Below are 20727 nucleotides of genomic sequence, written 5' to 3'. Positions count from 1 at the left end.
CTTGGATCGGCGGGGCGGATCGTCGCTGCGTGCAGTTTAGCAATCTCCATGCCGGACAAGCCGACGCGATGCGATCAGCAGGCGCCTTGATTCAAGGGTTTATTGGGTTGGTGGCGTCTTGGTACCGCCGTCGCAAACCCGACATCGCTGTATAGTCATGGACATAACGATTGCGACCGGGAATGGTCCCGATCCGCGACTCATGCCTGAGGACCCCGATGCCCGCTGCGACCATGACCGAACTGGAGCGCCTGCTCGACGACGACGTCCCGCATGGCGACCTCACCACGGAGGCGCTCGGCATCGGCGCACAGGCGGCAATCATGGAATTCACCGCCCGCGATCCGATGGTGCTGGCGCTGGCGGAGGATGCGGCGGCGATGCTGCGACTGTGCGGCTGCGAGGTCGAACAGATCGCCGGGTCCGGAGACCGGCTCGCGCCCGGCGCGCCGATCCTGATCGCGCGCGGCGCTGCGTCCGGCCTGCTGCGTGGCTGGAAGGTGGCGCAGACGCTGATCGAGATCTGGTCGGGGGTTGCGACCGCGACGCGCGAGATCGTCGAGGCCGCGCGCGCGGTGTCGCCGTCGATCGCGATTGCCTGCACCCGCAAGAACACGCCCGGCACCAAGCGCTTCGCGGTCGCCGCGGTGAAGGCCGGCGGCGCCGGCATGCACCGGCTCGGCCTGTCGGAAACCATTCTGGTGTTCGCCGAGCATCGCGGCTTTCTCGACGAGCCGCTGGGCACGACCGTGGCGCGGCTGCGCGCCGCCGTGCCGGAGAAGAAGCTGATTGTCGAAGTGTCCTCGATCGACGCGGCGCTGGCCGCCGCCGAGGCCGGCTTCGACGTGCTGCAGCTCGAGAAATTCGCGCCGCCGACGTCGCCGCCCTGGTCGCGCGGCTCGCCGAGACGCCGCTGCGCCCGGTGATCGCCGCCGCCGGCGGCGTCAACGCAAGCAACGCCGCGAACTACGCGCAGGCCGGCGCGCAGGTGCTGGTGACGTCGGCGCCCTACATGGCGAAGCCGCGCGACGTGCAGGTGAGGATCAGGCCGGCGACGTAACGTCTCTTCCCGTCATTGCGAGCGCAGCGAAGCAATCCAGAGGCGGCGCGTGGCGTGCTGGATTGCTTCGTCGCTGCGCTCCTCGCAATGACGGCGAGGCGGAGGTGGGCGCGCGAACGAAGTAACAACCACAATCGTCATGGCCGGGCTCGACCCGGCAATCCATCCTCCTTCCAAGAGAGATGGATGCGCGGGCCTACGCCGCGCCGAAGGGGCTACGGCCCCGCAGGCGGGTCAAGCCCGCGCATGACGATCCGTGGCGTGAGAGTCGGTGCGCACGACCTGCGTCGACTAGGCCCGCGTGTAGCTCGCCGCCCGCTCGGCGATCGTCTCGCGCAGCACCGTCTTCTGGATCTTGCCATTGGCGTTGCGCGGCAGCGGGTCGGTGCGGATGATGATGCTTTCCGGCACCTTGTAGTCCGACATCCGCGCCGCGCAGTAGGCGGCGACGTCGCGCTCGGTCAGCCGTGCATCCCCGTTGGTCACCACGATGGCGTTGACGCGTTCGCCGAGCACAGGGTCCGGCGTGCCGATGATCGCGGTCTCCAGCACGCCGTCGAGGCCGCAGATCACGTTCTCGACCTCGGCCGAGAAGATCTTGAAGCCGCCGCGGTTGATCATGTCCTTCTTGCGGTCGAACACCCGCACAAATCCCTCCGCGTCGATCGAACCGATATCGCCGCTGCGCCAGTAGCCGCCGACGAATTCCGTCGCGTTGGCATCCTCCCGCCGCCAATAGCGCGGCACCACCATCGGTCCGGCGATCAGCAATTCGCCCGGCTCGCCCGGCGCGACCTCGTTGTCGTCGGCGTCGACGACGCGCAGCTGCGCATAGGGGATCGGCTGCCCGACGCTGTCCATGTGATCGCGCCAATGCGCCTGCGGCATGATCGTGGTCGGCGACGTCGTCTCGGTCGCGCCGTAGGCGTTGCGCAGTTGCAGTTGCGGCAGCCGCTGCGCCAGCATCTCGATGGTCGGCACCGGCATCGGCGCGCCGCCGAAGCAGCCGATCCGCCACGCCGATAAATCGTGTTTGTCGAACTCCGGCGCCATCGCCGCCAGCGTGTAGATCGCCGGCACCAGGATCGACCAGGTGATCTTCTCGCGGCTCGCCAGCGCGAGAAAATCCGCGGTCTTGTAGGCCTGCCGCATCAGCACCACGCAGCCGCCGGCGGCGAGCGTCGCGTAGGACACGCCGACCAGCCCGGTGACATGCGACAGCGGCACCGCGACGAGGCCGCGGTCGTGCTCGGTCAGTTCGAGCGCGCGGGCAAAGGCGTAGGCCGAATGCAGGATGCTGAGATGCGTCAGCTCGGCGCCCTTGGGCTTGCCGGTGGTGCCGGAGGTGTAGAGGATCACCGCGGTGTCGTCCTCGTGGATCGTCGCGATCGGCGCATCTGCGGGCGACGCCGCCAGCAGATCGGCGAACGGCCGCGCGCCGGCGGCCTCGCCATGCGCGGCGAAGCGATGCGTCAGCGTCGGGACCTCCGCCGCCGACGGAATCTGATCGGCCAGTTCGGCCTCGAATACCAGCATCTTGGCGCCGGAGTTGTTCAGCAGGAACTCCAGTTCGGCCTTGCGCTGCCGCGTCCCGATCGGCACCAGCAGCGCGCCGATCCGGTTGCAGGCGAGCGTGACGGCCAGGAACTCCCGGCAATTGCCGAGAAACAGCGCGACCCGGTCGCCCGGAACGACGCCGAGGCCGGCCAGCGACGCCGCGATCCGGCGGACGAGGTCGTCGAGTTCGCGATAGGTCAGCGCGACGTCCTCGTCGACGATCGCTGGGCGGTCGCCAAATCGGGCGACGAGTTCGTCGACCATCGCCGCCAGCGTCGGCGGCCGCTCGGCGAAGCATAGCATCATGCGGTCGCCGTAATGGGTTTCGCGGCGCAGCGGTCCGCCGATGCCGGAAGGTGTCCAGAAAGTCATGCGCGTTTCCCGTTGTCGTTTTCTTGCGCGCGCCGCGGTGGTGCGCGATCGGCCCGGCGCCGGTCGCGTGCCTGCGCTGCGTCCAGACTATCCCGCTGGACGCGCGTACCGCCAGCCGAACGTGGGCGTGAAAATAGCCGAATGGACCTCCCCGCCGCCGCCATGCTGACATCGAAGCGTCAGTTTCCCGTCGTATCAAGACAACATTTCCCACGCTGCGGGCCCATGTGATCGAGGATGCCGCGATGATTTTGACCGAGGTCGGGTGCGGATGCGGCGCCGTCTATCGCTGCGCGGAATCCGAGACGCTGGAAGGCGAGCCGGGACAGCTGAAATGCGGGAATTGCGGAGCCATCGTCGTGCGATGGCTGACCGCGCACAAGCGGGTGTATCGCTGCGTGATCGCGCCGGACCGCGGCTATCCGGTGGTGGTGCCGCCGCCGTCGCCGTGATCCCGCCGGCACCGGCGTGGGACCTCGCTCTGCGCTGATGCGCGGCCTATACTGACGCGACGCAGTTTCATGCAGCGAACGAGGATGTGACCTTGCGGGCACCTGTGCTGGCAGCGGGCGGGATTGTTTTGCGGCGCGGCGGCGAGCCGCTGTTCGCCGTCGTCCGCATGCGCAAGCGCAACGACTGGGTGCTGCCGAAGGGCAAGCTCGACGGCGGCGAAACGCCGCGCGCCGCCGCCGCGCGCGAGGTGCTGGAAGAGACCGGGCACCTCGTCGAGATTCACGAATTCATCGGCACGCTCGCCTGCGAGGCCGGCGGCCGCACCAAGGTGGTGCATTTCTGGCGGATGGAGGCGGCGCCGGTGCAGACCCACCCGCTGATGAAGGACATCCGCGCGGTCGACTGGCTGCCGCTTCGCGAGGCGGTCGAACGGCTGTCGCGCAGCCACGAACAGGCCTTCCTCGCCCATGTCGGGCCGCTGGTGCTCGCCGCCGCCGCGCGGACGCCGCCGGCGCTTCAATCGCCGTGGACCGACGACGTCATCGCCGAACTGGCAGATGCGCCGCCGCTGGCGGGGTCCGATGACACGGCCGATCCGCAACCCTCCATGCTGCGCCGCATCCGAGATTGGTGGCGCGGCGCGACGGGTGGACGACCCTGATCGCATCCCGCCGCTGATTTGATCCAGCTCAATTCCCGGTTCCCGCCCCCGCCTATCGTTTGCGAAACGCGGCCGCACGGCCGCAGACGGAAACGATCAGGAGGGGACGGCCATGAGTCAGGCTGTGGCGCGCGAACGCAGCGGCGCAAAGCGCGAGATTTTCGGGACACCGATCTTCGGGCCGGAATCGGCGCAGAAGGGCTACGCCCTCAACAAGATGTGCTTCTCCTTCAATTCCGCCGCCGCCCGCGCCGAGTTCGTCGCGGACGAGGCGGCCTATTGCGCGCGCTACGGCCTCACCGCCGCGCAGACCGACGCGATCCTGAAGCGCGACCTGCTGAAGCTGCTCGATCACGGCGGCAACGCCTACTACCTCGCCAAATTCGCCGGCATCCTCGGTCTCAACATGCAGGACATCGGCGCGCTGCAGACCGGCATGAGCGTCGAGCAGTTCAAGGCGAAGCTTCTGGCCGCCAGAGATAGTTGAAGGGAGAGCCGACATGGCGACGATCATCGGTGGCCTCGCCGCCTCGCACGTGCCCGCGATCGGCGGCGCGATCGCCAAGGGCCTGCAGAAGGACCCGTATTGGGCGCCGTTCTTCGACGGCTTCGACGCCACGCATCGCTGGCTCGACGCGGTGAAGCCCGACGCCGCGGTGGTGATCTACAACGATCACGGCCTCAACTTCTTCCTCGACAAGATGCCGACCTTCGCGGTCGGCGCCGCGCCGGAGTATCGCAACGAGGACGAAGGCTGGGGCATCCCGGTGCGCGCGCCGTTCCGCGGCGACACCGCGCTGTCGTGGCACATCATCGAGACGCTGGTCGGCGCCGAATTCGATCCGGTCACCTGCCAGGAGATGCTGGTCGACCACGCCTACAGCCTGCCGATGGAACTGTTCTTCCGCGAAAGGGCGCACGACATCCCGACCGTGCCGGTGGTCGTCAACACCGTGCAGCATCCGCTGCCGTCGCTGCGCCGCTGCTTCAAGCTCGGCCAGGCGATCGGCCGCGCCATCGAGAGCTATCCGGAAGACATGAAAGTCGTGGTGATCGGCACCGGCGGGCTGTCGCATCAATTAGAGGGCGAGCGCGCCGGCTTCATCAACACCGCCTTCGACCGCCGCTGCATGGACGCCATGACCGGCGATATCGAGAGCATTCTCGGCATCGATCCGCACGAACTGGTCGAACTCGCCGGCAGCCAGGGCGTCGAGGTGATGAACTGGGTGGCGATGCGCGGCGCGCTGCTGGGCGACGTCCACGAGCTGCACCGCAACTATCACCTGCCGATCTCCAACACCGCGTCGGGCATCATGCTGCTGGAAAACCGGCCGAAGCTGGCGCAGGCGGCGTAAAAGCCGTCATCTGTGGAGAGTCAAAGTCCCTCATGGTGAGGAGCCCGGCGTAGCGCAGCGTAGCCGGGCGTCTCGAACCACGAGGTCGCGAGTCGCGGCCATGCAACGGACCCGCGGCCCATCCTTCGAGACGCCCACCAAAGCCCTTCGGGCTTCGTCGGGCTCCTCAGGATGAGGTCGGTGGGGTGGTTAGTCCGCAAAGGAAGACAACAGCGGTCGCCAATACGGCCGCGATCACGAGGAAACACCGCAATGTTCAGCTTCGATCCCTATTCGCCCGCGGTCGATGCCGACCCGTTCCCGCTGTACAGGACCCTGCGCGACGAGCATCCGGCGTTCTGGAGCGAGCCGGCGCAGATGTGGGTGCTGTCGCGCTACATCGACGTCGCAGGTGCCGGCACCAACTGGCAGGTGTTCTCGTCGGCCAAGGGCAATCTGATGACCGAGCTGCCGGGCCGCGCCGGCGCCACGCTCGGCACCACCGATCCGCCGCGCCACGACCGGCTGCGCGGCCTCGTCCAGCACGCCTTCATGAAGCGCAATCTCGAGGCGCTGGCCGGGCCGATGCGCGACATCGCGCGCGACGCCGCCGAGGCGCTGCGCGGGCGTGAGCAGTTCGAGTTCATCGCCGACTTCTCGTCGAAATTCACCGTGCGGGTGCTGTTCGCCGCATTGGGCCTGCCGCTCGGCGACGAGCAGACGGTGCGCGACAAGGCGGTGCTGATGGTGCAGAGCGATCCGGTCACCCGCGCCAAGGGGCCCGAGCATCTCGCCGCCTACGCGTGGATGCAGGACTACGCGGCAAAGGTGATCGCGCAGCGCCGCGCCGAACCGCAGAACGACCTGATCTCGCATTTCAGCATGGCCGAGATCGACGGCGACAGGCTGGACGAGCGCGAGGTGCTGCTGACCACGACGACGCTGATCATGGCCGGCATCGAATCGCTCGGCGGCTTCATGAGCATGCTGGCGCTCAACCTCGCCGACTTCGCCGACGCTCGCCGCGCCGTGGTCGACGACCCGGCGCGGCTGCCCGACGCGGTCGAGGAATCGCTGCGCTACAACACGTCTGCCCAACGATTCAAACGCTGCCTGCAGAGCGACCTGACGCTGCACGGCGTCACCATGAAGGCCGGCGATTTCGTCTGTCTGGCGTATGGCTCCGCCAATCGCGACGAGCGGCAGTTTCCCAATCCGGACGTCTACGATCTGGCGCGCAAGCCGAAGGGTCATCTCGGCTTCGGCGGCGGCGTCCACGGCTGCCTCGGCTCGGCGATCGCCCGGATGGCAATCAGGATCGCGTTCGAGGAGTTTCACAAGGTGGTGCCGGACTACACGCGGGTGCAGCCCCGGCTCGACTGGATGCCGTCCTCGACCTTCCGTAGCCCGCTGCGGCTGGAGATGGCGGTGGCCACCAAGGCGGTCGCGCGCAGCGCCGCGTAGCCGGGTTGCGCGCCGGCTAGTCTTGCGCAGCGTCCGGCTCGATCGTGTCGCCCCAGTCCAGCCGGCGGAAGCGCGCATAGGCCGGCTTGTCGCGGCGCGGCGCGACGGCGCGCAACAGGCCTTGCGACGTGCACAGCTTCGCGGTGATCGCGGCCTTGGTCAGCTCCGGCTGCGCCAGCACGCGCGACGGTCGTGGCCCCAGCGCGACGCGGGTGGCCGCCAGATAGATGAACTTTTCGTCCTCATAGGGCAGTTCGGCGCCCTTGATCTGCTGATGGATGCGTGAGCGCGGCAGCCGCTGCACGAAGTGGCACCAGTCCGGCGCTTGCAGCGGGCAGGCGTTCTCGTGCGGGCACGGCGCGATCAGATGCGCGCCCTGCGCGATCAGCCGGGCGCGGGCCTCGAGGATGCGGGCGTAGCCGGCCGGCGTGCCGGGCTCGACGATCAGCAGCGTGTCGGCGGTCTTGCGCCACAGCGCGTCGATAAAACCGTCGCGCGCGCTGTCGTCGAGTTCGTTGATGACGTAGCTGGCGATCACCAGCGCCGCCTCCGGCGCGTCGCGCAGCAGCTTGCGCGCGTCGCCGAGCTGGTAGTTTGCTTTCGCGAGCCGGCTGTCCTGCGCCAGCGTGCGCGCCAGTTCGCGCAGCGCGCTGTTCGCATCGAGCAGCGTGAATGCGCCCAGCGTCTCGAACGCCTGCGCCGCAGCCCAGCTCGCGGTGCCGGGCCCGGCGCCGACATCGAGCAGCGCATCCGGTGCAAAGTCGGGCCGAATCCCGATCACCGCATTCAGGCTCGCCGCCACCGCCGCATAGGTCGCCGGCATCCGCGCCCCCGCATAGGCCAGCGCGTCGGTCGGCGTCCTGATCGGCGCGGAGGTGCCGCCGTCGCGATAGGTCTGCGAAATCACCCCCGCCCGCGTCGCCGCGGCGTCGCGTGGCAACCCGTGCAGCTGCTGCTCCAGCGCGGCCTTGAGTTCGGCGGGAAGGGACGGGGGGATCATGCAGTCCTCATACTCCCCAACAGACCGACGTCATGCGCGGGCTTGACCCGCGCATCCATCGCGCGCGGAGCGCGCAAGAGAAAGCAGCATCTTGCAAAGAGGATGGATCGCCGGGTCAAGCCCGGCGATGACGGGCAGTGTGAGCTTCAGAGGTTTCGCCGTCATCCTGAGGTGGCCGCGAAGCGGCCCTCGAAGGATGACTTGCTCAGTGCTCGTTGCACCCCCACCCCGGCCTCCGCTTCGCCATAGCCGATGCGGAGCATCGGCGTCTTTCTGAAGAACGGCGGCCGGAGGCCACCTTTGCTCTCCTCCCCGCAAGGGGGAGGGGAGCCGCCGGCGCTTCGCTTAGGAGGGACAGCGTAGCTCACGCCACGTGCTGATCCAGAATCTCCACCGCGCCTTCGAGGTCGACGGAGACGAGCTGCGACACGCCGCGCTCCGCCATGGTGACGCCGAACAGCCGGTTCATCCGCGCCATGGTGATCGGGTTGTGGGTGATGATGATGAAGCGCGTCTCGGTGGTGGCGGTCATCTCGTTCAACAGGTCGCAGAACCTTTCGACGTTGTGGTCGTCGAGCGGCGCGTCGACTTCGTCCAGCACGCAGATCGGCGACGGGTTGGTGAGGAACACCGCGAAGATCAGCGCCATCGCGGTCAGCGCCTGCTCGCCGCCGGACAGCAGCGACAGCGATTGCGGCTTCTTGCCGGGCGGCTTGGCGATGATCTCGAGGCCGGCCTCGAGCGGGTCGTCGCTCTCGATCAGTTTCAATTCGGCCTCGCCGCCGCCGAACAGCGTGGTGAACAGCCGCTTGAAATGGCCGTTGACCACTTCGAACGACGCCAGGAGACGCTCGCGCGCCTCCTTGTTGAGGCTCTGGATGCCGGTGCGCAGCTTCTTGATCGCCTCGACCAGATCGTCGCGCTCGGCGGCGAGCGAGCCGTGCTGGGTCTCGACTTCGTTGAGCTCTTCCTCGGCGCGCAGGTTGACGGCGCCCAGCCGCTCGCGATCGCGGCGCAGCTTTTCCAGATCGGCCTCGATCTCGGCGAGCGGCGGCAGCTCCACGCCCTCCTGGACCTCGGCGAGCGAAGCGGCGGTCTGCGGCTCGACTTCGAGCATGTCGCGGATCTCGCGCTCGACGTCTTCGAGCCGGCGTCGCGCCGCTTCCATCCGTTCCTCGGCGCGGGCGCAGGCTTCGCGCGCGCTGGAGAGCTGTTCGAGCGTCGCTTTCGCCGCGCGGTCGGTGTCGGCCATCGCCCGTTCGGCGGTGGCGAGCGCATCGGCGGCGGTGCGGCGGTCGGCCTCGGCGTATTCGATCTCGGTGATGATCGCGCTGCGCTTCTCGGCGAACACGGTCGGCGCGTTGTCGAGTTCGGCGCGCTCGGCGGTCAGCTCGGCGACGCGCTCTTCGACGGTGGCGATCTGCGACGCCGCGCTCTGCTTGCGGTGGATCCACTGGTTGCGCTCGGCGACGATCGCCTGCAGCCGCTTGTCGGCGAGCTCGGCCTCACGCGCCAGCGCCTGCGCCTCGGCGCGGACCTGCGCGGCGAGGCGGCGATGGTTTTCGATGTCGCCGCGCACGGCCGACAGCCGCTGTTCGGCGTCGTCGTTCGGCGCCAGATCCGCCAGCGCGTTCTCGGCGGTCTCGCAGGCCATCTCGGCTTCGAGCCGGTCGGCGGCGAGGCGCGACTGCGCCTCGGTCAGCGCCGAGCGGCGCGCGGCGTGGCGGTTGATCTCGCGCTCGGCGGCGGCATGGCGCTCGCGCGCCGCATCGACCTCGCGGCGGGCGCCGCGGAGCGACTCGCGCGAGGCGGTTTCGGCCTGCGCCGCGTTGCGCAGCTCGGCCTCGGCGATCTCCAGCGCGTCGCGCTTGGCGGCGGCGTCGATCCGGGCCTGTTCCAGCTCGTTCTCGATATCCACGAGGCGGGCGCGCTCGGCGAGGCGCCGCGCCGCGCCGGTCGGCGCATGCGCCGAGGCGACGAAGCCGTCCCAGCGCCAGACGTCGCCGTCGAGCGACACCAGCCGCTGCCCGGTCTTGAGCTGGCCCACCAGCTCGCCGCCGCGCTCTTTCGCCACCACGCCGATCTGCGCCAGACGCCGCGCCAGTTCCGGCGGCGCGTTGACGTGGCTACTCAGCGCCTCGACGCCGTCCGGCAGCGCCGGATCGTCGGCCTGCACGCCGATATCGGTCCAGCGCATCGGCGCGGTCGGGTCGACCGGCGCGTCGAGATCGTCGCCCAGCACGGCGCCGATCGCCTTTTCATAGCCCTTGGCGACCGTGATGCCGTCGATGATCGGCGGCCACAGATTCTTGGTCTCGCCGTTGAGGATCTTGCTGATGGTCTTGGCTTCGGTCTCGAGCCGCTGCACCCGCTTGTCGGCTTCGGTCACCGGCCCGCGCGAGCCCTCGAGCTTCTGCCGGGCGCCGACATGGGCGGCCTCGGCTTGCTGCACCGAGGCTTCGAGCTCGGCCAGCGTCTCCTGCGCCATCGCCACGGCTTCGGCGAGTTCGTCGACATTGCCGGCGCCGCTGGTCTCCGCCGTCAGCCGCTCGATTTCGCTGTCGACGTTTTTGATCTCGGTGTCGAGCCGGCCGAGCCGGTCGCGATGGCTGCGCACCGCCTGTTCGAACTGATTGCGCCGCGCGGTGAGCTGGGCGAGCTGGGTGGTGAGTTCGGCGAACAGCCGCTCGGCTTCGCCGAGTGCTTCCTCGGCGAGGCCGACGCGCTCGTCGACGCCGCCGCGCTTCTCGACGCGTTCGAGAATCTCTTCGCGCAGCTCGATGTCCTCGGCCTGCAGCCGCTCGAGTGCGGCGTCGGCGTCGATCGCCTGTTGCTGCTCGCGCGCGACGTCGGAGGAGAACTGCGCCAGCCGGCGCTCCAGCTCGACGACGCGCTCCTTGGCGCGGGCTTCCTCGCGGTCGAGCAATTCGCGGGCGTTGACCAGCCGCTGCAGGCCGGCGGCGGCGCGCGCCTCGGACTCGCGCAGGCCGGGCAGTTCGGAAGCGCGGTCGGCCTGGATGCGGGCGGCCTCGGCCTGCTCGCGGGTGCGCTCGGCGAGTTCGCGGACGCCGAGATCGTGCACCTGGGCGGCGGCCGCGACCTCGGTGTTCGCGTCGCGCCAGCGCAGATGATACAGCATCGCCTCGGTCTTGCGGACCTTGGCGGCGACTTCGCGGAACCGGATCGCCTGCCGCGCCTGCTTCTTCAGCCCGTCGACCTGCGACGACAATTGCCCGATCACGTCCTCGACGCGGGTGAGGTTGGTTTCGGCCGCCTTCAGCCGCAGTTCGGCCTCGTGGCGGCGGGCATGCAGGCCGGCGACGCCGGCGGCGTCTTCCAGCACGCGGCGGCGCTGCTCCGGCTTGGCCTGGATGATTTCGCCGATCTTGCCCTGGTGGACCAGCGCCGGCGAGCGCGCGCCGGTGGCGGCGTCGGCGAACAGGAGCTGCACGTCGCGGGCGCGGACCTCGCGGCCGTTGATGCGATATTGCGAGCCGGCCTCGCGCTCGATCCGGCGGGAGATTTCCAGAATCTCCGAATCGTTCAGCGCCGCCGGCGCGGTGCGGTCGGTGTTGTCGATCGACATCACCACTTCGGCGTGGTTGCGCGACGGCCGGTTGCCGCTGCCGGCGAAGATCACCGCGTCCATGTCGGTCGCGCGCAGCGATTTGTGCGAAGTCTCGCCCATCGCCCAGCGCAGCGCCTCGACCAGATTGGACTTGCCGCAGCCGTTCGGCCCGACCACGCCGGTCAGCCCCGGCTCGATCATGAAATCGGTGGGCTCGACGAACGACTTGAAGCCGTGAAGGCGGAGACGCGTGAGTTTCATCTGGTCCGATGCTCGTTTGGCCGCGATTCGGGCGGCGCGTGCGAATCTCTCAAGCTCGACAATACCATAGCGGCATCATGGCGGTGCGATTCGCTCGCAGCCGGCGGCGTCGTTAGCCGGCGACAATGGCCGTCCGCACCGGGCACGGCAACCGCGGAACCGGGCTTTTCCACGGGGGGATTCGTGACGAAGGCGCGAGAAAGCTGGGGATTTCGATGGGGCGGCTCACTCCGGAGCGGCTTCGGGCCGCTGCGTCAGCGCGCGGCGCGATCACCTCTCGTCCGTCATTCCGGGGCGCTCACGAAGTGAGCGAACCCGGAATCCATATCCCCTGGACTCGTTGCGAGGCAAAGCGGCGCCACAGCGCCGCCGACGCGAGCGCGGTAGTTATGAATTCCGGGTTCGCGCGGAGCCTGTCATCGGGCCGGCCGAAGGCCGGACCCGGTGGCGCGCCCCGGAATGACGGAGACGAGAGGTCTTTCGGGGCGATCGTCAGGAGCGATGCCCTGACGCGCTGACCACGATCATGCCCTGTCGCGCTCGGCGCGGAGCACTTCGGCTGGTGCGACAGACGGTTTCGTTTCGCTGCGGCGGTGCAGGCGAGCGCGTAGGGAGGCGTCGGCTTGGCGGTTGCTGTACCAGATCACGCCGGCGGCCATCAGTGTCACCACGACGGGGATGGTAAGTAAGTAGAGGATGTTGGTCATCGGATCCTCCGCAGCGCGCTGCGACCCAGTGAATGTAGGACCACGCCCCGCACTGCGCAACCGAGGCCTTGGTGTCCCGCACGCGGTGCAGCGCGCAGCGCTGCTCCGCAGATGCGGGACCCCGGTTTCTTCTCGAGAAGTAGCAAGTGTTGTGAGCCCGCGAACCGGGGTCCCGGCTCTGCGCAGCGGCACTTTGTGCCGCTGCGCGTCCGGGACACGAGACTCTTGACAATAATCCTATTATGACTATAGTCCGCATCGTCCTGTCCGTGAGGGGCGCTTCGCGAGGCGTCGTACAAGCGGGACAGATCGGCGGGCCGGGCAACCGGTCGGCACGATGGTTCGATGACGCCGGCGCTGTGCCGGTGGAGTCGGATGGACGCGGCGTCCTGCGCGCTGTGCCTCGCAAGCACGCGTCCGGGAGGCAGAGGTCACCGTCCGCCGCTACTACGAGCGGCTGCCGCTTTCGTGGCTGGACGGGCGCAGCAAGGCCGGGGAGATCCCGCACCGCTGCGTTCCCGGAAGAACGGTCCCGATGCCCAAAACCGCCGCGGTGGGCGCGCCGGAATGGCGTTGCGCGATGGTCCGCAAAGCCATCGCGACACTCACCACCTTCGCGCCGACCGGCGCGCCCCCACCCCTCGCTGTGACAGCGACGGGTGCACAACTCGGGCTCAGCGGAGCCGCGAGATCGAATGGCCGTGGCTGTTTGATAAGTGAAAATGCCGGCGGGTGCAGGCCCTCGACTTGCGCTCCGTCATCCTGAGGCGCGAGCACAGCGAGCCTCGAAGGATGAGCCGCATGCACCGTCTACGTCTCCGCATCCTTCGAGGCTCGCCCTTGCGGGCGAGCGACTCAGGATCACGGCGCCGAGAGAACCGCGTCGACGGTGTAATCGTCACGCGGATTTCCACTCTCTCGCGTCATCGTCCGCGCAGGCGGGCGACCCAGTATTCCAGAGCGCCGGTTCGTTCGTCGTGCGCTCGCCGCGAACGCTCTGGAATACTGGATCCCCCGCTTTCGCGGAGGATGACCTCATGATGTATGGCACCGCCTCGCAACTCGCACAGCGTCATCCTGAGGTGCGAGCGCAGCGAGCCTCGAAGGATGGGCCGCGCGCCGTGTCCGCATCCTTCGAGGCTCGCCCTGCGGGCGCGCACCTCAGGATGACGGCGCCCAGATGGTAGCAGCGCTCGTTCAGCTCTTCAGCAGCGGGTCGATGCGCTTGGCGAATTCTTCCAGCGAGGTTTCGCCGCGCAGCATTTCGCCGTTGATGAAGAAGCTCGGGGTGGCGTTCACCTTCAGCACTTCGTTGGCGTATTTCTGGTCGGCGGCGATCTTGTCCAAGAGCGCCTGGTCCTTCAGGCAGGTCTCGACTTCGGCGGCGCTGAGGCCGGCCTGCTTGCCGATCCGCTTGAGCTGCTCGGTGGTGTCCTTCATCACCCAGTCGGCCTGGGTCTTGAACAACAGGTCGGTGACGGCGAAGTACTTCACAGCGTCGTCCTTGGCGATGCAGCGCGACAGCATCGAGCCGGCGGCGGCCTTGATGTCGAGCGGGAACTCGCGAAACACGTAGCGGACCTTGCCGGTGTCGATATAGGCCGCCTTCAGCTTCGGGAACACTTCCTCGGCGAAGGTCGCACAATGCGAACATGTCAACGAGGCGTATTCGGTGATGGTGACGGCGGCGTCCTTGGGGCCGAGCGCCATGTCGGGCAGCGCCAACGGCTTGGCGACGTCGGCGGCGGTGGCGGCCTTGGTGCTCTGGGCGAAGGCGTCGTCGATCAGGCGGAACGGCGAGACGCCAGCGAAAGCGGCGAGACCGGTCAGCGACAGAGCGGCGGTGAAGGTACGGCGCGTGATCATCGGCAAGGTGCTCCAACGCGGCGGGCGCGCCGCCGAGGCAAGAAGGGGCGCGGCGCGTCCGCCGCAGCTACAGCCGTTGGCTAGCTTGAAACCGCAATTGTGGCAATGCCGGGCCGAACCGCGCGTTGTCGCGGAAGCGTCAATTCCGCTTGATCGTGGCGCCGAGCCGGGCCAGCGCAATGCGCAGCGCGTCGTCCTCGACGGCGTCGAGGCCGGCGGCGACCTGCGCGACGGCGGCGTCGTCCGGCGGCTTCGGCAGCGGCTTGCGGATCTTGCGCGTCAACGGCGCCTGGCGCAGCGCCAGTTTGCCGACCGCGGCCCAGCCGAAGAAGCGGTTGACCCGCTGCAGGATCTGGTCGGACGAATGCTGGATTTCCAGCGCCATCGGCCCTTCCACCCGCAACACCAGCGTCGCCGGCTCCTGCTTCTGGCCCTCGACCGGGCGCGGCCACTGCATCTTCAGCGGCTCGCAATGCGCCGCGATTTGCGCGCCGGCGATCTCCGGCCAGCGGGTGACGAGTTCCCGCGCGGCGAAACCCTGTTTGGCGAAGGCCTCGTTGAGCGTCGCGCCGAGCAGCCCCGACAGCGGCTTGGCGCTGATCGGGCCGGGCTTGTAGATCGGGGCGGGCTTGCTCATGGCATGATGCTTTGCGACGATACGGCCCATGAGTCTAGCAGGGAGTCCGGCGGCCGCGGCGCCGCGGCGGAAACGATCCCCGGTCATCACAGCGGAAGCGAGCGACGGCGCCGGCCGCCCGGCGGCGCTGCTGGCCTGGTACGACCGCCACCGCCGCGTGCTGCCGTGGCGCCCGCCCGCCGGCACCGCCGCCGACCCCTATGCGGTGTGGCTGTCCGAAATCATGCTGCAGCAAACCACCGTCCGCGCGGTCGGGCCGTATTTCGAGAAATTCATGGCGCGCTGGCCGAGCGTCGCCGATCTCGGCAGCGCTTCTCTCGACGATGTGCTGCGGATGTGGGCCGGGCTCGGCTACTACTCGCGTGCGCGCAATCTGCACGCCTGCGCGGTCGCGGTGGCGACGCAGCACGGCGGCCGCTTTCCCGATACGGAAGATGGCCTGCGCGCCTTGCCGGGCGTCGGTCCGTATACGGCGGCGGCGATCGCGGCGATCGCGTTCGGCCGGCAGACCATGCCGGTCGACGGCAATATCGAGCGCGTAGTGTCGCGGCTCTACGCGGTCGAAGACGAGATGCCCAAGGCGAAGCCGCGGATTCAGGAACTGGCGCGCACGCTGCTCGGACCAAAGCGTGCCGGCGACAGCGCCCAGGCGCTGATGGATCTCGGCGCCACCATCTGCACGCCGAAGAAGCCAGCCTGCGCGCTGTGCCCGCTCGACGCGGATTGCACGGCGAGGCAGCGCGGCGACGCCGAGACGTTTCCGCGCAAGGCGCCGAAGAAGACTGGCGCGCTCCGCCGCGGCGCGGCCTTCGTGGTGATCCGTGGCGATGCCATCCTGCTACGCACGCGCGAAGCGAAGGGCCTGCTCGGCGGCATGACCGAGGTGCCGAATTCCGACTGGCTCGCGGGGCACGACGACGCCACGGCGCGCGCGCAGGCGCCGAAACTCGCCGGCGTCACGCGCTGGCATCGCAAGGCGGGCATCGTCAGCCACGTGTTCACGCACTTCCCGCTCGAACTCGTGGTCTACACCGCGGATGCACCGGCCGGGACGCGCGCGCCGAGTGGGATGCGCTGGGAAAAGATCGCCACGCTCGCCGGCGAAGCGCTGCCCAATCTGATGCGCAAGGTGATCGCGCATGCGATGGACTAATCACGGTTCTGATTCGGTGCATTCCGGATGCGGCGGAATTTGTGGATTTCCGCCGATGGTATTTTAAGCCGACCTTAATCCGGCTGCTCTTAAGGACTGTTGTCACGTCAATCATAACGGAGACCGGCGATGGCCACAAAAATTCGGCCGACCGGCAAAGAAGTCGTATTCCCCGCAGCGGAATTGATCGTCTCCAAGACCGATCTCAAGGGGCGCATCACTTACGCGAACCGGACGTTCTGCCGGATCGCCGGTTACAGCGAGGCCGAACTGCTCGGCCAGCCACACAGCATCATCCGCCATCCCGACATGCCGCGCGCGGTGTTCCGCCTGGTGTGGGAAACCATCGCCGCCGGCCGCGAGATCTTCGGCTACGTCAAGAACATGGCGCGCTCGGGCGACCATTATTGGGTATTCGCGCACGTCACCCCGTCGTTCGACGATGCCGGCAGGATTACCAGCTACCATTCCAATCGCCGCGCGCCGGACCGCAACGTGATCGAGAACGCGATCGCCCCGCTCTACGCCGAGGTGCTGCGGATCGAGAGCGGCCACGCCAACGGCAAGGACGCGGTCGAGGCCGGCTACCGGGCACTGGTGGATTTCGTCGCTTCCAAGAAGGTCAGCTATGACGAACTCATGTTCGCTCTCAAAAGCGCAGCTTAACATCGCGATCGCGATCGCCGCTGCGACGATCGCAGCGGCGCTGGCCTGGATGAACTACCCGACGGTCGCGTCGGCGTTTCAGGCGGTCGCGCTGATTGCGGCGGTGCTCGCATTCGCCAGCGTGGCCACCGCCACGCGGCTGATCGAGCAGGCGCGCGACGTCTGTCAGCGGGTCGCCGACGGCGATTTCGAGGCGCGCGTGCTGCATATTCCCACCACCGGCCGGATCGGCGATCTGCTCGGCGCGATCAACGACGTGATCGACGATTGCGACGCCTTCGTGCGCGAAGCCACCGCGTCGATGCGCGCGGTGCAGCAGCGCCGCTATTTCCGGCGCATCCTGCCGGGCGGGCTGCACGGCGCGCTGCTGCGCGGCGCCGCCACCTTCAACGACGCGACCGACAGCATCGAAGGCCGCATCCGCAGCTTCGAGCAACAGGCCGCGCGGCTTGAAGGTGCGGTCAGCACCGTGGTCGGCTCGCTCGATGCCGATTCGAAGGACATGCGCGAAACCGCCGGTCATCTCACCAGCGGCGCCTCGACGACGCGCGAACGCCTCACCGCGGTCGCCGGCGCGTCCGAACAGGCGAGCGGCAATATGCGCCACGTCGCGGATGCGACGGCGGGCCTGTCGGCGAGCGCACGCGAGGTCGGCGCCGACGTCGCACGCTCCGCCGAGATCGTCGGCCGCGCGGTGGCGCGGGTGTCGGAAGCGACCAGCAACGTCGCGGCGCTGCGCGGCGTCGCCGGGCGGATCAGCGACGTGGTGAAGTCGATCGAGGCGATCGCCAGCCAGACCAATCTGCTCGCGCTGAACGCCACGATCGAAGCGGCGCGGGCCGGCGATGCGGGACGCGGCTTCGCCGTGGTCGCGCAGGAGGTCAAGGCGCTGGCCGAACAGACCGCGAAATTCACCGGGGAAATCGAATCGCAGGTCGATCACGTCCACGGCGCCGCCGACGTCGTCAGCCAGTCGATCACCGATATCGGCGCGGTGATGACCGAGGTCGAGAGCATCACCACCAAGGTCGCGGGCGCCGCCGAAGCGCAATCGGACGCGACCGCCGACATCGCCCAGACCATCGAGCAGGCCTTCGCGGTGGTCAGCGACATCGCCACCAGCATCCAGGCGATCGCCGCGAACGCGCGCGATACCGAGCGCTACGCCGAATCGACCATGACGGCGTCGACGCATCTGTCGTCGAATTCGGAGACCCTCGCGGAGCAGATCCGCGGCTATCTCGGCCAGGTCCGCAAGGATCTGATCCAGCAGAACGCGGCGTGACCGTTTAATATGGGCACGCGCTGAAAGGGCACCCGCGCGCCGGGCGAAGTGTAGCAAAGAGCGCGCCCAATCAGCTCATGGTTCGAGACGCGCGCATTGCGCGCTCCTCACCATGAGGGCTGTGTCTGTTGACGGAAGTAATACATGCACGGACCTCATCCTGAGGAGCCCGGCGAAGCCGGGCGTCTCGAAGGATGAGTTGGTGAAGGCCGGGCCTGCGCCGAATCCGCAGAGCCGTCAGCCCGCCGCCATCGCGCTGCGCACTTCGGCGCGCAGTTCGTCGATCAGCCTCAGGCCCTTCGGCGTCTCGAGGTGCCAGAAAGTCCAGCCGTTGCAGGCTTCCGAGCCTTGCGCCACCGCGCCGATGCGGTGGATCGAGCCGACCTTGTCGCCGAGCATGATGGCGCCGTCGGCGCGGACCAGGGCGCCGTGGCGCTTCTTCGAATCGACCAGCTTGGCGCCCGGCGAAATCATGCCGCGCTCGATCAGTTCGGAGAACGCCACGCGCGGCGCGTCGCGCGCAGTGAGGAACGGCTTCAGCGTGTCTTCCGGCAGCGGCTCGACCGCGTCGATCCGCGCCCGCGCCGCGTCGGCGTAAGTGCGGTCGCGCTCGAAGCCGATGTAGTTGCGGCGCAGCCGTTTGGCGACGGCGCCGGTGGTGCCGGTGCCGTTGAACGGATCGATCACCAGATCGCCGGGCTTCGACGAACTCAGCAGCACGCGCGCCAGCAGGCCTTCCGGCTTCTGCGTCGGATGCACCTTCTTGCCGTCGGTGCCCTTCAGCCGCTCGTCGCCGGTGCACAAGGGGATCAGCCAGTCGGAGCGCGCCTGGACGTCTTCGTTGGAGGCCTTCAGCGCCTCGTAGTTGAAGGTGTAGCCCTTGGCGTTCTCGTCGCGCGCCGCCCAGATCATGGTCTCGTGGGCGTTGGTGAACCTGCGGCCGCGGAAATTCGGCATCGGATTGGTCTTGCGCCAGACGATGTCGTTGAGCACCCAGAAGCCCAGGTCCTGCATGATCGCGCCGACGCGGAAGATGTTGTGATAGGAGCCGATCACCCAGATCGTCGCCGACGGCTTCATGATCCGCCGGGCGGCGAGCAGCCAGGCGCGGGTGAAGTCGTCATAGGCGGCGAACGACGAGAACTTGTCCCAATCGTCGTCGACTGCGTCGACCTGCGACTCGTCGGGGCGCTTCAGCGCGCCCTTGAGCTGCAGATTGTACGGCGGATCTGCGAACACCAGATCGACCGATTTGGCCGGAAGCTTCGACATCTCGGCGACGCAATCGCCGACGATGATCCGGCTTTCCGGAGCGGGCTCGAATTGAGTGCGGGGCGCCCTTGCAGACGCCCCGCGACGCGACAAAATCATGACTCAACTACTCTGACTCATGTGACGCCGTCGGAGACGCGGGACTAAACAACCGACTGGCGATAGATTGCCCCGGCAAAGTAAAAATCGACTTAATTGAAATCGAATTCGTTGTTACTGGAACGAGAACGGGTGGCGGGTGTTTTCCCGGTCGCTCGCCGCCTGTTGCGTCGAGGGTGTGGATTTGCGGTTTGTTTCGGGCGGTCGGGTGCGTTCTGCCTTCTCGTCGATGCGCTGCGAACAGGCTTTCGATGTGCGCACTAGGCAATATTTGCCGGGCGGGTTATTTCTAATTGTCGCGGATGTGCTCGTGCCGGCCGTATTGTGCGGACGGCGGTCCGCCGTGAACCCGAGGAAAAACTGATGCGTGACGATGACTTCCGTCGCAGCGACAACATCGACGACCGGCGCGAAGGCGGCGGGGGTGGCGGCGGCGGCTTCGGGTTTCCGACCGGCGGCGGCGGCCTCGGCATCGGCGCCATCGTCGTGCTGGGTCTGGTCGGCTGGGCGTTCGGCATCGATCCGCGCCTGCTGATCAGCGGTGCCGAGGTCCTGACCGGCGGCGCGCCGACTCAGCAGAGCGAGCGGGCGTCGCCCGGCAAGCAGGGCGCCCCGACCGACGATATGGGCAAAATGATCTCCGGCGTGCTCGGCGAGATCGACGATCGCTGGACCGAAATCTTCAAGGCCAGCGGCCAGACCTATGTCGGGCCGAAGATCGTGCTGTTCCGCAACTCGACGAATGGCGGCCGCTGCGGCATGGCGCAATCCGCGATGGGGCCGTTCTACTGTCCGCCCGACAAGCAGATCTTCATCGACACCAATTTCTTCAAGCAGGTCGAGACCCGCTTCAGGGGCTGCTCCGGCAGCGCCTGCCGGTTCACCGCGGCCTACATCATCGCCCACGAGGCGGGTCATCACGTCCAGAACCTGCTCGGCATCCTGCCGCGCGTGACGCGGCTGCAGCAGCAGGCGGGCTCGCGCGCCGAATCCAACGCGCTGCAGGTGCGCGTCGAATTGCAGGCCGATTGTCTGTCCGGCGTCTGGGTCAACCGGGAAGAAAAGAAGCGGCCGAATTTCCTGGAGCCCGGCGATATCGACGCGGCGCTGACCACGGCGAGCGCGATCGGCGACGACACGCTGCAACGCAACGCCGGCCGCGACGTGGTGCCGGATTCCTTCACCCACGGCTCGGCCGCGCAGCGCAAGCGCTGGTTCATGACCGGCTATCAGCAGGGCACGATCCAGTCCTGCAACACCTTCGCGGCGGAAAGGCTGTAAGAGATGCTGAGACGCGCACAGCGTCATC

16 protein-coding genes and 1 pseudogene are annotated in these 20727 nt (G+C 68.1%); 10 read left to right on the top strand and 7 right to left on the bottom strand.

The features are described 5' to 3' along the window. The first annotated feature begins 218 nt into the window (after nucleotides 1–218). A pseudogene (gene modD / locus ACTZWT_RS18235) lies at nucleotides 219–1060 on the top strand (ModD protein). Between the two features lie 291 nt (nucleotides 1061–1351). Here the strand turns inward: modD and ACTZWT_RS18230 are convergent. Beyond that, complete coding sequence (locus ACTZWT_RS18230) at nucleotides 1352–2989, bottom strand: class I adenylate-forming enzyme family protein (RefSeq protein WP_444771093.1); 1638 nt, start codon at nucleotides 2987–2989, stop codon at nucleotides 1352–1354. Nucleotides 2990–3234: 245 nt separating this feature from the next. Between ACTZWT_RS18230 and ACTZWT_RS18225 the strand changes: the two genes are divergently transcribed. The 5 genes from ACTZWT_RS18225 to ACTZWT_RS18205 all read left to right on the top strand — a co-directional run bounded on the left by ACTZWT_RS18225 (nucleotide 3235) and on the right by ACTZWT_RS18205 (nucleotide 6904). Continuing rightward, entirely contained in the window at nucleotides 3235–3441 is a 207-nt protein-coding gene (locus ACTZWT_RS18225) for a hypothetical protein (RefSeq protein ID WP_444771092.1), read from the top strand. A 92-nt stretch (nucleotides 3442–3533) separates the two neighbouring features. Then, nucleotides 3534–4103 carry an NUDIX hydrolase gene (locus tag ACTZWT_RS18220; RefSeq protein ID WP_444771091.1) on the top strand — a complete coding sequence of 190 codons (570 nt, stop codon included), beginning with the start codon at nucleotides 3534–3536 and terminating at the stop codon, nucleotides 4101–4103. 112 nt (nucleotides 4104–4215) lie between these two features. After that, nucleotides 4216–4590 (top strand): protocatechuate 4,5-dioxygenase subunit alpha, encoded by a 375-nt coding sequence (locus tag ACTZWT_RS18215; protein WP_444771090.1) that lies wholly within the window; start codon nucleotides 4216–4218, stop codon nucleotides 4588–4590. 13 nt (nucleotides 4591–4603) lie between these two features. Next, complete coding sequence (locus tag ACTZWT_RS18210) at nucleotides 4604–5461, top strand: class III extradiol dioxygenase family protein (RefSeq protein ID WP_444771089.1); 858 nt, start codon at nucleotides 4604–4606, stop codon at nucleotides 5459–5461. A gap of 252 nt (nucleotides 5462–5713) precedes the next feature. Further along, nucleotides 5714–6904: a cytochrome P450 gene (locus tag ACTZWT_RS18205; RefSeq protein ID WP_444771088.1), complete on the top strand. Its 1191-nt coding sequence runs from the start codon at nucleotides 5714–5716 to the stop codon at nucleotides 6902–6904. A 16-nt stretch (nucleotides 6905–6920) separates the two neighbouring features. Here ACTZWT_RS18205 and ACTZWT_RS18200 read toward each other — a convergent pair whose 3' ends face one another. The 5 genes from ACTZWT_RS18200 to ACTZWT_RS18180 all read right to left on the bottom strand — a co-directional run bounded on the left by ACTZWT_RS18200 (nucleotide 6921) and on the right by ACTZWT_RS18180 (nucleotide 14943). Beyond that, a complete protein-coding gene (locus ACTZWT_RS18200; protein ID WP_444771087.1) occupies nucleotides 6921–7904 on the bottom strand; it encodes a small ribosomal subunit Rsm22 family protein in 984 nt (327 codons plus the stop codon). A 364-nt stretch (nucleotides 7905–8268) separates the two neighbouring features. After that, complete coding sequence (smc, locus tag ACTZWT_RS18195; protein ID WP_444771086.1) at nucleotides 8269–11733, bottom strand: chromosome segregation protein SMC; 3465 nt, start codon at nucleotides 11731–11733, stop codon at nucleotides 8269–8271. 524 nt (nucleotides 11734–12257) lie between these two features. Then, a complete protein-coding gene (locus ACTZWT_RS18190; protein WP_444771085.1) occupies nucleotides 12258–12440 on the bottom strand; it encodes a hypothetical protein in 183 nt (60 codons plus the stop codon). Between the two features lie 1197 nt (nucleotides 12441–13637). Continuing rightward, nucleotides 13638–14306: a DsbA family protein gene (locus tag ACTZWT_RS18185; RefSeq protein ID WP_444771084.1), complete on the bottom strand. Its 669-nt coding sequence runs from the start codon at nucleotides 14304–14306 to the stop codon at nucleotides 13638–13640. A gap of 139 nt (nucleotides 14307–14445) precedes the next feature. Further along, nucleotides 14446–14943 carry a DUF721 domain-containing protein gene (locus ACTZWT_RS18180; RefSeq protein WP_444771083.1) on the bottom strand — a complete coding sequence of 166 codons (498 nt, stop codon included), beginning with the start codon at nucleotides 14941–14943 and terminating at the stop codon, nucleotides 14446–14448. Nucleotides 14944–14971: 28 nt separating this feature from the next. Here ACTZWT_RS18180 and mutY point away from each other — a divergent pair, with 28 nt between their 5' ends. The 3 genes from mutY (at nucleotide 14972) to ACTZWT_RS18165 (ending at nucleotide 18047) form a co-directional block, all read left to right on the top strand. After that, nucleotides 14972–16096, top strand: a complete 1125-nt coding sequence (mutY, locus tag ACTZWT_RS18175) for an A/G-specific adenine glycosylase (protein ID WP_444771082.1) — start codon at nucleotides 14972–14974, stop codon at nucleotides 16094–16096. A gap of 129 nt (nucleotides 16097–16225) precedes the next feature. Beyond that, nucleotides 16226–16762 carry a PAS domain-containing protein gene (locus ACTZWT_RS18170; protein ID WP_444771081.1) on the top strand — a complete coding sequence of 179 codons (537 nt, stop codon included), beginning with the start codon at nucleotides 16226–16228 and terminating at the stop codon, nucleotides 16760–16762. Next, entirely contained in the window at nucleotides 16725–18047 is a 1323-nt protein-coding gene (locus ACTZWT_RS18165) for a methyl-accepting chemotaxis protein (protein WP_444771080.1), read from the top strand. The genes ACTZWT_RS18170 and ACTZWT_RS18165 overlap by 38 nt, the downstream gene beginning before the upstream one ends. A gap of 237 nt (nucleotides 18048–18284) precedes the next feature. Here ACTZWT_RS18165 and ACTZWT_RS18160 read toward each other — a convergent pair whose 3' ends face one another. Then, the gene (locus ACTZWT_RS18160; RefSeq protein WP_444771079.1) at nucleotides 18285–19418 is read right to left on the bottom strand and encodes a site-specific DNA-methyltransferase; all 1134 of its coding nucleotides are present in this window, start codon (nucleotides 19416–19418) and stop codon (nucleotides 18285–18287) included. A 363-nt stretch (nucleotides 19419–19781) separates the two neighbouring features. Between ACTZWT_RS18160 and ypfJ the strand changes: the two genes are divergently transcribed. Beyond that, on the top strand, nucleotides 19782–20699 hold the full coding sequence (ypfJ, locus tag ACTZWT_RS18155) for a KPN_02809 family neutral zinc metallopeptidase (protein WP_444771078.1): 918 nt from the start codon (nucleotides 19782–19784) through the stop codon (nucleotides 20697–20699). The last annotated feature ends 28 nt before the right edge of the window (nucleotides 20700–20727 follow it).

The organism is Rhodopseudomonas sp. NSM, from assembly GCF_052445935.1.
In the GTDB taxonomy this organism is placed as follows: Bacteria; Pseudomonadota; Alphaproteobacteria; order Rhizobiales; family Xanthobacteraceae; genus Rhodopseudomonas.
This window is presented reverse-complemented; position numbering and strand designations above follow the sequence as displayed.